General features: G+C 34.9%; 10 protein-coding genes. 3 read left to right on the top strand and 7 right to left on the bottom strand.

Translation table 11 applies throughout. From position 1 onward, the window contains the following. Window positions 1-117: 117 nt before the first annotated feature. The 5 genes from C6368_RS05595 to C6368_RS05575 form a co-directional block, all read right to left on the bottom strand. Window positions 118-1,305, bottom strand: a complete 1,188-nt coding sequence (locus C6368_RS05595; protein ID WP_107038202.1) for a vWA domain-containing protein — start codon at window positions 1,303-1,305, stop codon at window positions 118-120. Between the two features lie 12 nt (window positions 1,306-1,317). Next, window positions 1,318-2,133, bottom strand: a complete 816-nt coding sequence (locus C6368_RS05590; RefSeq protein ID WP_107038201.1) for an AAA family ATPase — start codon at window positions 2,131-2,133, stop codon at window positions 1,318-1,320. 93 nt (window positions 2,134-2,226) lie between these two features. Further along, window positions 2,227-2,700 carry a DUF4442 domain-containing protein gene (locus tag C6368_RS05585; protein ID WP_199851595.1) on the bottom strand — a complete coding sequence of 158 codons (474 nt, stop codon included), beginning with the start codon at window positions 2,698-2,700 and terminating at the stop codon, window positions 2,227-2,229. Next, a complete protein-coding gene (locus C6368_RS05580) occupies window positions 2,687-3,661 on the bottom strand; it encodes an NAD(P)H-dependent flavin oxidoreductase (RefSeq protein ID WP_107038200.1) in 975 nt (324 codons plus the stop codon). Before C6368_RS05580 ends, C6368_RS05585 begins: the two co-directional genes overlap by 14 nt. A 63-nt stretch (window positions 3,662-3,724) precedes the next feature. Then, window positions 3,725-4,837: an outer membrane beta-barrel protein gene (locus C6368_RS05575; protein ID WP_107038199.1), complete on the bottom strand. Its 1,113-nt coding sequence runs from the start codon at window positions 4,835-4,837 to the stop codon at window positions 3,725-3,727. 176 nt (window positions 4,838-5,013) lie between these two features. Here C6368_RS05575 and C6368_RS05570 point away from each other — a divergent pair, with 176 nt between their 5' ends. The 3 genes from C6368_RS05570 to C6368_RS05560 all read left to right on the top strand — a co-directional run bounded on the left by C6368_RS05570 (window position 5,014) and on the right by C6368_RS05560 (window position 13,100). Further along, entirely contained in the window at window positions 5,014-6,897 is a 1,884-nt protein-coding gene (locus C6368_RS05570) for a DNA topoisomerase IV subunit B (RefSeq protein ID WP_107038198.1), read from the top strand. A gap of 69 nt (window positions 6,898-6,966) precedes the next feature. After that, window positions 6,967-10,083, top strand: coding sequence for a DNA gyrase/topoisomerase IV subunit A (locus C6368_RS05565; RefSeq protein ID WP_107038278.1), 3,117 nt, complete (start codon window positions 6,967-6,969; stop codon window positions 10,081-10,083). Window positions 10,084-10,259: 176 nt separating this feature from the next. After that, window positions 10,260-13,100, top strand: coding sequence for a PKD domain-containing protein (locus C6368_RS05560; protein WP_107038197.1), 2,841 nt, complete (start codon window positions 10,260-10,262; stop codon window positions 13,098-13,100). 129 nt (window positions 13,101-13,229) lie between these two features. Here C6368_RS05560 and C6368_RS05555 read toward each other — a convergent pair whose 3' ends face one another. Beyond that, window positions 13,230-14,018 (bottom strand): retron system putative HNH endonuclease, encoded by a 789-nt coding sequence (locus tag C6368_RS05555; protein ID WP_107038196.1) that lies wholly within the window; start codon window positions 14,016-14,018, stop codon window positions 13,230-13,232. After that, window positions 14,015-15,739, bottom strand: a complete 1,725-nt coding sequence (locus tag C6368_RS05550; protein ID WP_159038461.1) for an AAA family ATPase — start codon at window positions 15,737-15,739, stop codon at window positions 14,015-14,017. Before C6368_RS05550 ends, C6368_RS05555 begins: the two co-directional genes overlap by 4 nt. Window positions 15,740-15,776: the final 37 nt, after the last annotated feature.

Genomic DNA, 15,776 nt, shown 5'->3' with positions numbered 1-15,776 from the left:
CGCTCTATACATCCCAACAGCTCTGCGAAGCTCTGATGCTTAGCGTAACTCCGCGTAATACTTCCTTACTCCTCTGCGAAACTCTGTGACTTAGCGTAACTTTGCGAAATCCTCTTTTCACTTGGCTTTATGTTTTAAAACCCCAACAGCTTCCTCAATTCCTTTCATAGTCAACGGAAACATTCTATCCTTCATAATTTTCTGAATCATTCCAATCGATTGAGTAAATTTCCATTCACTTTTTGCCACAGGATTCAACCAAACAAAATAGGGGAACTTTTCTGTCATACGTTCTAACCAAACTTGACCAGGCTCTTCGTTGTAATGTTCTACACTTCCCATTCGAGAGAATATTTCGTAGGGTGACATTGATGCATCTCCAACGTAAACGACACGATAATCTTCATTAAACGTGTTGAAAATCGTTTCAGTCGGTGTTTTATCGTCCCATCGGCGTTCGTTTTGTTTCCAAACATTTTCGTACAAACAATTGTGAAAGTAGAAAAACTCCAAATGCTTGAATTCATATTTCGCGGCAGAAAACAATTGTGAACATAAAGCTATGTGGTCATCCATTGAGCCACCGATATCAAAAAGAAGCAGGACTTTCACCACATTTTTTTTAGAAGGTACCATTTCGATTTCTAGCATTCCGCTGTTCTTGGCAGTACTTCGAATGGTTTTGTTTAAATCAATTTCTTCCGTTCTTCCTTCACGACTTAAAATACGCAGCTTTCGAAGCGCCATTTTCATGTTGCGTGTTTCCAATTCTTCGTCCTGACTTAAATCTTTAAAAGTTCGTTTATCCCAAACTTTTACCGCTTTTCTATGGCGGCTTTTATCTTGTCCAATACGCACACCTTCAGGATTATAACCGTAAGAACCGAAAGGAGAAGTTCCACCAGTTCCAATCCATTTATTTCCGCCTTGGTGACGTTCTTTTTGCTCTTTAAAAAGCTCCGCCATTCGATCGAGTAAACTTTCTAAATCACCGTGTTTTTTAATTTTTTCTAACTCCTCACGAGAGAATAAGCGTTCACCATTTTTTCGTAACCATTCATCAGGAATATTCAAAATATCGGATGATTGAATTTGGTCAATCCCTTTGAAATAAACGCCGAAAATTTGATCATACAAGTCTAAGTGTTCTTCATTTTTTACCAAGACAGTTCGAGAGAGAAAGTAAAAGTCATCCACATGGTATTCAGCAACATTAGCCTCCAAAGCAGCGAGTAAATCTAAATATTCACGTAAGGTTACAGGAATACCTTTCTGTTTCAGTAATAAGAAAAAATCTAAAAACATGATTTTTGAGTTTTAACGAATCAACGCTTTGTCGTGCTCATTCTTTAATAATGCACCTAAATATGGAGTTGGATTTTTTCCTTCCATGACATCGTCTAATTCCTGCGCGTTAATTTTCCCAACAAGTAAAAGCTTAATCCAATCGATTAATTCACTCGTAGAAGGTTTTTTCTTGATATTTCTCTGATTTCTAATGGCGTAAAACAACTTCATAGCGCTTTCAACCAATTCGTCTTCAAGGTTGGGGTAGTGTACAGCCACAATTTCCTTTAGCGTTACACGATCTGGAAACGAAATGTAGTGGAAGAAGCATCTACGAAGGAAAGCATCAGGTAATTCTTTTTCATTATTTGATGTGATAATAATGATTGGGCGATGTTTTGCGATGATTTCCTCACCTGTTTCGTAACAGAAAAACTGCATTTTATCTAATTCCAGTAGAAGGTCATTAGGAAATTCAATATCTGCTTTGTCAATTTCATCAATTAAAAGAATAACACGTTCATCCGCTTCAAAAGCTTGCCATAATTTACCTTTATTGATGTAGTTTGCGATATTATCCACTTTATCATTTCCCAATTGAGAATCACGTAAACGAGAAACAGCATCATACTCATACAAGCCTTGTTGAGCGGTGGTTGTCGATTTAATGTGCCAAGTATAAAGCGGCTTATCCAATGCTTTTGCAATCTCATGCGCCAACAAAGTTTTCCCAGTTCCAGGTTCTCCTTTAATCAATAAGGGCTTTTCCAATGTGATTGCAGCATTTACAGCTACTGATAAATCATGTGATGCAATGTAATTTTCTGTTCCTTGAAATTTATTCATTGTATTATTTGAATTTTAGTGCAAAAATAGGAAATGTTTGGGGATTGTTTGTCGTTGGGACGGTTTGCTGTACGGACGGTTTGCAAACCGTCCCTACTGCACCTTCACCGAAATCTCCATGTCAAATACCGCAACAATCTCATTATTGGTATTTTTAGCCTCAACTTTAATCCATTTATTGACGCGTTCTTTAGTTGACATGGCTTCTTCAAAAGCTTTTTTGACCAATTGACCTTCATCAGAATTAAAATAGACATCAGTGGTAGCACGTTTCAAAAACTCAGCCTTTAAACCTTTAAAAGCAAATGATATTTTAACTCCTGACTCTTCGGCAAAATATAGTGCATGAAGTCCAGCCGCCATATCCGCTCCAGCAGCTAAACTCCCGATATACATGGATTTCAAATGGTTCTTTGTTCTTCTTTTAAGTTTTATTCTAACTTGTGCCTTATGCTCATCCAAAAGCATCAACTTTGGTCGAATATAAGCGATCATTGGAATTTTGAACATTCCCAACAACCACAATAAACGACGCATTTTTTTTAAGGAAATCTTACTTTTTTTCATGGTATTCCGATACAAATTGGTCAATAATTGTTGCAATTGGACGAATTGAATTAACATTCTCAATTGTTGGTCCAGCACACCAAAGTGTTTTGTATGTTGCACTGAAAGCAGCTTTTTGCAATGATTTCATACCGCGAATAAAAGTAAAGGCTTTAAACCATTTTTTTAACTTTTTGTTTTTGTTTAAAAGACGTTCTAGCCAATTTTGATCAGTACCGATTTTTTCAACATAAGGTGTTTTGATCACAGTACAAGGTGTTCCAGAAAGTTTTGAAGTTAAAACAATATCGTTCTTTCCATAATCTACACAGGCTTGTTTGTATTCTTGACTCACATCAGATTCTTCTGTTGCAATGAAAATTGAACCTATGGAACAACCATCAGCACCTAAGTCCATAACGTTTTTCATATCGTAGCCATTTCCAACACCACCAGCCGAAATTACAGGAATCTTACAATGCTTTTTCAATTCTGGAACCAAATCTTTAATTGAAATGTTACCAGCATGTCCACCAGCTTCTTTATTCACTGCAATCAAAGCATCAGCACCCAAGGATTCAACCTTTCTTGCATATTTCAACGTGGTAATATCGCAAAATACTTTAATTCCATGCTTATGTGCTTGATTGATTGTTTCCTCTGGAGAACCGAGACTAGTGATAATGAAATCAACTTTCTCTTCACATATCACTGCCAACTGTTCTTTATAAGTGAAGTTACTCTTGTTAACAATCAAATTTATGCCAAAAGGTCCGCCAGCTTCTTTTTTAATTTCTTGAATAGCAGCCCTAAGTTCATCAGTGGTTCTATAATTCATCGCAGGAACAGCAGCTGTAGCTCCTGCTTTCACACCAGCAATGATCATTTTGGTATTAGAAACCAAAAACATTGGTGCAATTATGATAGGGTAGCGGATGTTTAGCATTTCACTCAATGCTGATTTTATTTCATTGTTTTCCATACGCTAAACTAAGAAATGTTTTTATGTATGCATAGAAAAAAGATAGATATTTTGAATCGTAGTTTAGTTTTTCCAAATCCTAAATGAAACCGCTATTCCCAAGTAGAAATTACTTCTAGATGGTAAATCATTTATGGAATAATACTCTTCTTTTCCGGTGAACATTCTTCCCTCGGCTCTAATTAATATTGAATTTATGCATTGGTAATCTACATTTAAAGAAGCTCCAAAATTCTCAAAACCACTGATATTATTAATTCCTGTTACACTATTGCTAGGGTCCAAAAAGTATTCTGTCCTAACTGCGCTTGCCCATTTTTTATTAAACTTATATCTAAAAACAGCAGCTGCACCAACCCAGCTCCCTAGATCTTCTCGGTTTTCTACTAGTTGGTCTACTCCATAATCAATACCTAGTATGAAACCATATTTTTCCTTCTCGTATTTAGCATAAAAATTATGGAATATCCTGAATTCTTCACGTGTTAGGATGGGAACCGCACCTTCAAGTTTAACTCTTCCAAGAAATGAGCTACTGTTGATTTTCCAATAATCATTGGGTTTGTAAATTAGTGTATGTCCAATAGAGGGGAAGCCATTCACCATTTGTTGCCAACCATTTGAGAAAATCAATTCCATTTCCCACTTTTTATTCTTTGTTTTATAACCAAGTTTGGCTGCATTTAAATAATAAGGAGAACTTTCAGCCAACAGACTTCGAGAGAGCGTGTAGCATTCGCTACTTCGTGCGCTTTCGAATCCGGCATTAGATTCCATTATTCCGAAATCAAACCATAAATCATGCTTTTTTGATAGTTTAATTCCGAAATTGGCTTCATAGATATTTTTGAAAAATTTAGGTTCGGTGGCCATATTTTCATTGGCATAAGTTCCTCCAACGAATGAAATACTGGTTCTAAATTTATTACCACGATAATTGAGTCCGATTATACCAGTATTGATATCTATACTATTATGATCTGTGAAATTGTATAATGTGCTTGGACGTCGATTGTTTTCTGGTTGTCCAAAATCATAAGCATAATAAGTTTCTAAGTACGCATTCAATGCAAGTTTAGGAGTAATATTTATACCATTGCTATTTTGTGCAAATGTTTGACCAACAACAATTAAAGTAATTGTAGTTAAAGCAATAATTGAATGTCTAAAAATCATAAATATGCAGTTTTAATAAATCAAAAAATAATCCTTATATTCATCACTTTTAAAAATCGAAAAGCTTAGATGTTACTATTAACTATGTATCGTGTATAACCTTATGACTTAGGTGCTAAAATACTAAGAAATAGATATTATATTTGCTTACATACTCAAAAATTCGCTTTACAAATATGGCTCAAGAGAATAATTACACAGAAGATAATATACGTTCATTAGACTGGAAGGAGCATATACGCTTGCGTCCAGGGATGTATATTGGAAAACTGGGAGACGGAGCTTCTGCTGATGATGGAATTTACATTTTGATGAAAGAGGTTATCGATAACTGTATCGATGAATTCGTAATGGGGAATGGAAAACGCATTGACATTAAAACCAAAAATGGAAAAGTTACGATTCGCGATTATGGTCGTGGGATTCCTCTCGGAAAGGTAGTTGATGTGGTTTCGAAAATAAATACCGGTGGAAAATATGATTCTAAAGCTTTTAAGAAATCTGTAGGACTGAATGGAGTTGGTACGAAGGCTGTTAATGCTTTAAGTAGTCATTTCATGGTTTATTCTGTTCGAGAAAGCGAGAAGAAAAGTGCAACTTTTGAGCGTGGAGTATTAAAAGAAGATCCTAAAATTGAAAAAACGGAAGAACGCAACGGAACATTTGTTGAGTTTTATCCAGATGAACAAATATTTAAAAAATTCGCATTCAAGGTTCCTTACATCGAGAAAATGATTTGGAATTACTGTTATTTGAATAGGGGACTCGCTATTTATTTCAATGGAGAGAAATTTGAATCGAAAAACGGACTTCAGGATTTATTAGAGAACAATCAAGATGGTGATCCATTGTATCCAATCATTCATTTAGAAGGAGAAGATATTGAAGTTGCTTTTACGCATGGTAGAACTTACGGAGAAGATTATTATTCGTTCGTAAATGGACAACACACCACTCAAGGAGGTACGCATCACAGTGCTTTCAGAGAATCTGTAGCACGTGTAATCAAGGATTTCTATGCAAAGAATTATGAATCTTCTGATATTCGACAGTCAATTGTAGCAGCTATTGCAGTAAAGGTTGTTGAACCTATTTTTGAATCACAAACAAAGACGAAATTAGGTTCTCAAGAAATTGAACCAGGTGGAAAGTCAATGCGTGCTTTCATTAATGACTTCTTAAAAACCAAACTAGACAATTATTTACATAAGAATACAGAAACGGCGGAAATTCTAGAAAAGAAAATCAAGCAATCTGAAAAAGAACGAAAGGAACTTTCTGGAATTAGAAAATTAGCGCGTGATAGAGCTAAGAAATCCAATTTACACAATAAGAAGTTAAGAGATTGTCGTGTTCATTTAACGGATATGAAAAATGACCGTCGTGAAGAAACTACATTATTTATAACCGAGGGAGATTCTGCATCTGGTTCTATTACGAAATCTAGAGATGTGAATACCCAAGCGGTTTTTAGTTTACGTGGAAAGCCTTTAAATACTTATGGTTTAACCAAAAAGGTTGTTTACGAAAACGAAGAATTTAACCTTGTTCAAGCGGCCTTAGATATAGAGGACGACATGGACAATTTGAGATACAACAAGATTGTAATCGCAACAGATGCCGATGTCGATGGTATGCATATTCGTATGTTATTGTTGACATTCTTCTTGCGTTTTTTCCCTGATTTGGTGAAAAGAAATCATGTTTATGTACTTCAAACTCCGTTATTTAGGGTGAGAACAAAGAAAAAGACAAGATACTGTTATTCTGAAGAGGAAAGACGAGAGGCATTAGTGGATTTAGGAAAAACAGCAGAAATTACGCGATTTAAAGGACTTGGGGAGATTTCTCCAGACGAGTTCAAGTATTTTATCGGAGAGGATATTCGTTTAGAGCCTGTAATGTTGAGCAAAGGTGCTTCTATTGAGGAAGTACTTTGTTTCTACATGGGAAAAAATACACCAAGCCGACAAGAGTTCATTATTGATAACTTGAGGGTTGAATCAGACATTGCGGAAGAAGTAGCAAGCGACAAAGAAAAAATAGAAAAAGCATCATAAATTATGGCGGAAGATAATAACCATGACGAAGAAGAGAACAACAATGTTCCAGAGAATGAAAATGATGATATGAATGAAGATTCTAATGATGACAACATTGATGAAAATTATGAAGAATCTAGCGATGACGGAAGTGATGTAAATGGAATCAAAAAGGTGGATGAGAATATCATTTCGCTTGATGGTTTATATGAAAACTGGTTTTTAGATTACGCTTCTTATGTTATTCTTGAACGTGCGGTTCCTGGATTAAATGATGGTTTAAAACCTGTTCAACGCCGTATTCTTCATTCAATGAAGGAGTTGGAGGATGGTCGTTACAACAAAGTAGCAAATATCATTGGAAACACGATGAAGTTTCACCCGCACGGAGACGCTTCGATTGGTGATGCTTTGGTGCAAATGGGTCAGAAAGAATTGCTGATTGACATGCAAGGAAACTGGGGTAACACGCTCACTGGAGACGGTGCAGCTGCTCCACGTTATATTGAAGCCCGATTATCTAAATTCGCTTTACACGTTGCTTTTAATGCCAAAACGACCAAATGGCTTACAAGTTATGATGGTAGAAATAAGGAGCCAGAAGATCTTCCGATGAAATTTCCGTTATTGCTTGCACAAGGAGCAGAGGGTATTGCTGTTGGTTTGGCTTGTAAGATTCTACCGCACAACTTTATTGAATTAATTGACAATTCCATTAACCATTTACGAGGTAAAAAAGTTGAAATTTTTCCAGATTTCCTAACAGGAGGAATGGCAGATTTCACCAATTACAATGATGGTTTACGTGGTGGAAAAGTTCGTGTTCGTGCCAAAATCAATAAAATTGACAACAAAACTTTAACGATTACAGAAATTCCTTTTGGAACCAATACTTCGTCGTTGATTGATTCTATTTTACGTGCAAACGACAAAGGGAAAATCAAGATCAAGAAGATTGATGATAATACTGCGGCCGAAGCTGAAATTATGATTCACTTGGCGAGTAATGTTTCTCCTGATAAATTGATTGATGCGCTTTATGCGTTCACAGATTGTGAGGTTTCCATTTCACCAAATTCAACTGTAATTGATGGTGATACTCCTCGTTTTATGGGGATGAGCGAGATTTTAAAGCACAATACAGACAATACAGTTCGCTTGTTGAAACGCGAATTGGAAATTCGTAAAGAAGAATTGGAAGAGCAATGGCACTTCAGTTCGTTGGAAAGAATTTTCATTGAAAATAAAGTCTATAGTTTAATTGAAGACGAGGAAACCTGGGAAGGTGTTCTTACTGCAATTGATGAAGGTTTAAAACCATATATTCAACATTTAAAACGTGAAGTCACTCGAGATGACATCATCCGATTAACTGAAATTAAAATCAAGCGTATTTCGAAGTTTGATAAATTCAAGGCAGATGAAATTATCGCAAAGATTGAAGCAGAATTAGCGATTGTAATCAACAACATTGAGAATATTATTGATTTCTCTGTGGATTACTTTAAAGATTTGAAAAAACGTTTTGGTGAAGGAAAAGAAAGAAGAACAGAAATTAGAGTATTCGACAATATCAATGCTTCGAAAGTAATTATCGCAAACGAGAAGTTGTATGTGGATTACAAAGAAGGATTTATTGGATATAAGTTGAGAAAAGCTGAATATGTTCAAGATTGTTCAGAAATTGACGATGTTATTGTCTTTTTCGATACTGGTAAAATGATGATTACCAAAGTTGCCGACAAGAAATTTGTTGGGAAAGGAATTGTGCATGCTGCCGTTTGGAAAAGAGGGGATAAGCGCACCATTTATCATGTCATATATAAGGACGGAAAAACGGGGTATTCTTACATGAAGCGTTTCTTGGTCAATTCCATTACCAGAGATAAAGAGTATGATTTAACAACTGGTAAAAAAGGTTCTAAATTGCATTATTTCTCTGCTCATCCGAATGGAGAAAGAGAAGTGGTGAGTATTTTATTGAAGTCAAGAACACATTTAAAGAAACTCAAACTGGATATAGATTTAGGAGAACAAATCATTAAAAGTCGTTCTGCTAAAGGAAATATAGTAACCAAAGAACCTATTTCGAAAGTTACACAGAAAGAAGTTGGAGGTTCAACTTTGGCTGCTCGTAAAATTTGGTACGATGGCATTGTTGGTCGACTAAACGACGATCAAAGGGGTACTTTCTTGGGTCAATTTAGAGGGGATGACAAGATTTTGACCTTATATAAGAACGGAGAATACCGATTGTCTAGTTTTGATTTAACAATTCACTTTGGCGATGACATGATTCATATTGAAAAATGGAATCCTGATCATGCGATTTCTGCGGTATACTATGATGCAGAGAAAGATATTCATTATGCGAAGAGATTTGTGTGTGAAATTACCACAGACCGAAGAGTTTCATTTATTTCTGAATCTGAGGGTTCTCATTTGGATGCTGTTTCTACAGCGTACGAGCCAGAAGTAAAAATCGTTTACAACAAACTATTAAAAGCAACGAAACATTTGCCCGACAAAATAGTGCGTTTAGATGAATTTATCGATGTGAAAGGAATGAAATCCATTGGAAATCAGCTTGAAAAACTGAAAGTCAAAGAAATTGAATTAACTCATCCTATAAAAGGTAAAACACCTTGGCCTGATGAAGAAGAAGATACCACAGATGATTCAGAGGATGAAGAATTAGATGACGACAACGAAGGTTCTGATGAAATTAATTCAAGAGATAAAAATGATATTGACGAAGATTCGGATGATGATGCTGGAGAAAATAATGGCCCTGGCGACGATGATTCTCCAAAGGATGACGCTCCAAAATCTGCTGGTGGAAATGTAAAAGAAAAGCCAGAGGTAAAGAAAACTTCGTTCAAAAAGGTAAAGTCTACGAAGTCGGTTTCAACGGACAATCAGAAAGTTGAGAATGAATCAAGTGATAAAAATGATGCCAAAAAAATTGATTCAAAAACCGAAGAAAAGAGCGAAAAAACTGAATCGAAAAAAGGAGATGAGGAAAACGTTCAAGCTAAGCCAAAAAATGTATTAAAACCAAAGACCGAAGAAATTCCAAGTCCCGCACCGAGGAAAAGAAGTTTGTCGAGAAGACCAATTAAGGACAAACCTGCTCAACAGGTTACTTGGGATTTATTTAGTTCTTCAGAATCGTCAGATGACAAAAAAAAGGAGGATAAATAATTAACCAAGAATATCATTAATACTAGATTGAGACTGTTTGAAAGAACGGTCTCTTTTGGTTTTTATACACACAACTTAAAGAGGTTGAATTCGAGGTTTCACTGAATTCTTAACACTGAGATAATGCTAATATGAAATAAAAGCTATTTCTTTGCAAAATTGAAAGTGAAAAAATTATGAATGCACAGCTTTATTATCACAGATATTTTATGAAATTTTTCTTGTCTTTTATCCTTATCTTAACTTCAATTATCAGCCTAAATGCGCAAGTAATTTTCGAAGAAAATTTTAATGGTTCAAATGGAACAACTTCAGGCTCTGCAAATGGAGTAAATTGGTCTTCCTCTTGTCCAGCTTGTGTTTCTGGAGATTATTGGGAAATCAATAATGGGGTTTTTGAAGGAAATGATACCAATGGAGAAGCAGATTGGCAAACTGATTCTCCCATAGATATTTCAAATTGTGGAAGTATTGAAATCAGTTTCGACATTGAAAGCGTAGGATCAATGGAAGATTGTAATACTGGGTGTAATTCGGTTGACTTTGTTCGTTTTCAATACAATATTGACGGAGCAGGTTGGACCGATCCGGCAAACTCATATTTTTGCGGTGGACCTTGCGCTGGATCGAATGTGGTAGCATCAGGTGATACTCCACTTACCAACTATTCCACAGGTTGCATTACAACCACTGGAAGTAATTTACAAATTAGAATTTTAGTTCAAACCTGGGCTGGAAGTGAATACTGGAGAATTGATAATGTTACTGTAAATTGTGGTTCTACAAATGCCGGTACTAATGGAAATATTGACATCTGTTCTTCTTCGACAACAGCAATTAATTTATTTGATGAATTGGGTGGAACGCCTGAAAATAATGGCTCTTGGTCGGGTTCTTCAACACTAACAGGAGGAAATTTAGGTACTTTTGACCCAGCAACAATGAATGCAGGAGTTTATACTTATACTGTAGGTTCTGGAACTTGTCAAGAAAGTTCAACCGTGACGGTAAACCTTATCCCAGCAGGAAACGCTGGAATTGACAATACAATTGCTCTTTGTGATAATGGTAATTCGATTAATCTTTTTGATGGATTAATTGGAACACCCGATAACAATGGGACTTGGTCAGGACCTTCAGCTTTAACAAGTGGAAGTTTAGGAACTTTCGATCCAACAATGATGAATGCGGGAGTTTACACCTATACAACAGGAACGGGAACTTGCCAATCGACAGCAACTGTTACAGTGAATATTAATCCTACTGGGAATTCTGGGAACAATGGGACGATAAGTTTATGTGATAATGCAGCTACAATTAACCTTTTTGATCAGCTGGGGGGTACACCAGATAATTTTGGAATTTGGTCTGGTCCATCAACATTAACAGGAGGGAACCTTGGAACTTTCGACCCAACGACCTTGAATACCGGAGTTTACACCTATTCTGTAACTAATGGAGTCTGTCAATCCAACTCAACAGTTTCAGTGACAATAAATTCATCAGGTAATTCAGGCATAGCGAATACTATTGATTTGTGTGATAATTCCGGAGTAGTGAATCTTTTTAATGAATTAGGTGGAACGCCTGACGCTACAGGAAGTTGGGCTGGACCTTCAATTTTAACCGGAGGAAATCTTGGGATTTTTGATCTCAATACCATGAATGCCGGAGTTTACACTTATACCGTAGGAACTGCAACTTGTTTTTCGAGTTCTTCAGTTACAGTTAATGTAAATCCACAAGGGAATGCTGGAGTAAATAGTACGCTGCAAGTATGCGACAACAATCAACCTTTAAATCTATACAATAAACTAGGAGGGAACCCGGATAATAATGGAACTTGGTCTGGACCATCACTTTTAACCGGTGGTGACTTAGGAACATTTGATCCTGGAACAATGACTTCAGGTCTTTACACTTATACCGTTGGAAATGGAAATTGTCAAAATAGTGCGAGTGTAGCAGTAAATATTAATTTATCTGGAAATTCAGGAAACAACACGGTTTTAGAAATCTGCAATAATGAATCAGCAATAAATCTTTACAACGAATTAGGAGGTAACCCAACCAATAATGGAATTTGGTCTGGACCATCAACATTGACAGGAGGAAACCTTGGAGTTTTTGATCCAGCAACAATGAATCCAGGAACTTACGAATACAACTCAGTAACAGCAGCAGGATGTGCTTATTCTCAGCAAATTCAAATAACTGTGAATTCAATTCAAGAACCAAGCTTTACATCTGATTTTATAGATAGTTGCGGACCAAGAATGGTTAATTTCACTAATACTTCAACTCAAATTTCGAACAATTGTTTATGGGATTTCGGAAATGGAAATACCAGTACAAATTGCTCGGATGTAGCTGATTTTTATGATATAGAAGGTCAATATGACGTTTCACTAACAATTACTGATGATAAAGGATGTATTGGAATCCATACAAAATTAGATTACATCAAGATTTCTCCATTTCCTGTAGCACAATTTTCATCAGATCAAAAGGAATTAGCAAAAGGAGAAACTCAGGTGAACTTTTACAATGAATCATCTAATTCTACAAGTTATACATGGAATTTTGGTGATGGTTCAGCATTAGACAATTCATTTGATGCAATTCATACTTATACAGTTGCTGAGGAGGAATCAATCACCATAATATTAACAGCGAGCAACAATTCAGGCTGCGTTGATACAGCGAGCTTAAAATTAGACATCAAAGATGATATCGTGTATTATGTGCCAAATTCATTCACACCAAACAATGATGGATACAATTCCAACTTCAAACCAATCTTTACATCTGGATTTGATCCGCAAAATTATACTTTGTTAATCTATAACCGTTGGGGAGAACTACTATTTGAATCTCACAATAACGAAATTGGTTGGGACGGAACTTATGGAAACAACTTAGTTGAAGAAGGAACTTATGTATGGGTTATACAATACAATAATTCAAGCAACACAAGTAATGAGGTTATAAAAGGAATAGTTAACCTTTTAAGATAAACATTGATATTAATAACAATCAGAGCAGAAAACCGACTGTTCTGATTGTTCTTGTAAAATTCTATTTAACATAATATTAATTATAAGACAAATATAAAAATGATAAGCTGAGATTAGCTTGGTATACAACTATTTTTTCAAAATAATATCTCTAAGCCAATCATTTTTTATTGCAAAGTTTCTAAATGCTAAGAATTCATTGCTATTACATTTGGAATCTCTAATAAATTTACGAATTATAGTTTCATACTCTTTACATTTATCTTCATTCTTTTTGAATTCCTTTTTGATTGAAGTTATGTCTCTCTCAAAATCATCAATTATTTTTCTTCTCTGATCATTGAGATCTTTCCGATCAATACCACAGGATTCTATTGTATACCCAAAATTTTTATTACTTGAAAAAATCTTACCCGATACTTGAAAGCAAATCTTATTAGATATGTCCACTCTCTCTGGGTTGATCATTTTTGGTTTTTCAATTAAATCATACTTAACAGAGGACTTATTTAAGAAGGTTAAATTATTTTCATTGCTATCAAATACAATTCTTTTTCCATCAATATCAAATTTTTTACCCTTATTTTCGTTGCATTTTGGACAGGAAATTAACAAATTATCCCATGAAAATGCTAACCAGTAATATATTGACTTAGGTCTAAAGTGATCCACATGGTATTGTTCGATTCTTTGCTCGCAGTATGCGCATTTGTGATTATATATTTTCAACAATGCTTCCCTTACGTCATTAAGTTTGTATCTTGAGTTGTAATTTTTGTTATCAACGTATTTTTTGTTATCAATTATCTCTAACCTCTTCTTATGTGTAGTATTTCTTTTCCTTGGGTTTTGTTTTTTACTATGCGGTATTATAAGTGAGGAAGGCGGGTTCGCTAAATTTTTAATTATTCTGATCATACTCCTTCTTCATCAATAATTCTTTGAATTAAATTATCTATATCGTCCTTCGATATAAACTCCTCCCCTTCTTCATTCTTCTCATTGATCAAATATTTTAATTTCTCATGGATTCTATAAATCAAGTAATTTTCACTTGTGTTAGATAAATCATTATCGTCATCTAACCTAGAGTTGTCAAGACCAAAAAGAGGTGATGTTAATAGAGTGTTAATCATCAAATGGTTAAGTTCACTTCTAAAATAAGGTTCAGAAACTCTGGTTTTACCATCAGATTTGTTACGATAAACTCGATATATTATTGCCTCATCAGAAGCTCCTTGAATAATAGAAGGGCTATGCGTTGAAAACATAAACTGCACGTTGGGAAGTAATTTTCTCAATTTACTGATAATAACTTTCTGCCATTTTGGATGTAGATGTAAATCTATTTCATCAACTAACACTATGCCTGACAAATCTTCAATAACTTTAATTTTTGGTTGATTTTTTTGAAGACGAAATATAACATCAGATACAAAAATAATTATACTTTTATATCCTTCCGATAATTGATCAAAATTCAATTTTGATCCTTTCTCCTCGAATATAATTCCTGACCCTTCGATTGAAATACTGACATTTTTTTCTAAAAGATCGTAAAACATAATTTCTAATGATTTTACTGAAAAATAACTCGGTAGCGATTTATCCTGGTATATCACATTTTTAGCTTCGATATTTTTTTCTAATTCCAGCAGTTTCTGATCTTTTAGCCATGACATTGGATTTAAGAGCGTCTCGTTATTATCGAATAATGACATGAATCCGTATTCTTCTGAAGTATCTGTGGAGTATCTGCCTCGATGTGTTCCGTAAGCTAAAAAGTTATTTAAATAACCCACGTTTACATGTCCATATTCTATATTACCACTATCTAACCCTTTAAGTTCGAGATTTTTATTATCTGTGAGGATATCAATAATTTTTCCAGTTTGTTCCTTGTCAGTCTTTTGAGTAATGAAATGTCTGTTAAAGGTAAGATAGATAGCCATTAATATCAGCGATTTACCGTCTCCATTTTCTCCAAGAAAATAAACTTCTTTGGAACTATTAATATGTTCTAAATCAATTTCAGAAATAGAGTAAAAGTTTTTAATCCAAACTTTATTAATGAATTTACTCTCGATTAACTTAACTCCCTCCAGCCAAGACTTAAATTGTTCTCTTGTTAGACTAATTGCTTTGTTAAAATCATTTTCAAAGCAAATTTTATAGAACTCTGAATCCTCGAGCTGTTCTTCTTTAGTTATCCTAGTTATTCTCTCAATTAAAACTTGTTTAAAAAGCTTACCAACTTCTAAATTCTGAAATATTGGAGTAAAATCGTAAGGAACTTTGTGTGCTCTTCGCAAATACGGTGCTGAAGCACCTGACTCGATTAATGCACTACGTAAATTTGTATATTGCTTGCCCCCATCATCAATCGTAAATACTCCTTTCATATTACCTTTGGAATATTTATTAGCGAAATTTCTTATTACTTCTCCATGAGTGAATATAAGACAAAACATAGAAAACAAATCTTTTTCACTTTGATGGTTTTGTATCTCTAGCCAATATTCAGGTAATGGATCACTAAGTTTATTAATACCCAAAAAAGATCTTAGAATAGGTTCATCAATAGCAGCCTCCTTATTTTTAAACTTAAAGAGAGTCTCCTTATTATAAATAATCTCCATTACTTGAACAATATCAAATTTAGTCCAAGACGTCTTC

Source organism: Brumimicrobium mesophilum (assembly GCF_003025005.1).
Lineage (GTDB): Bacteria > Bacteroidota > Bacteroidia > Flavobacteriales_D > Crocinitomicaceae > Brumimicrobium > Brumimicrobium mesophilum.
Note: the sequence above shows the minus strand (reverse complement) of the source record. Positions and strands in the feature narration are given on the sequence as shown.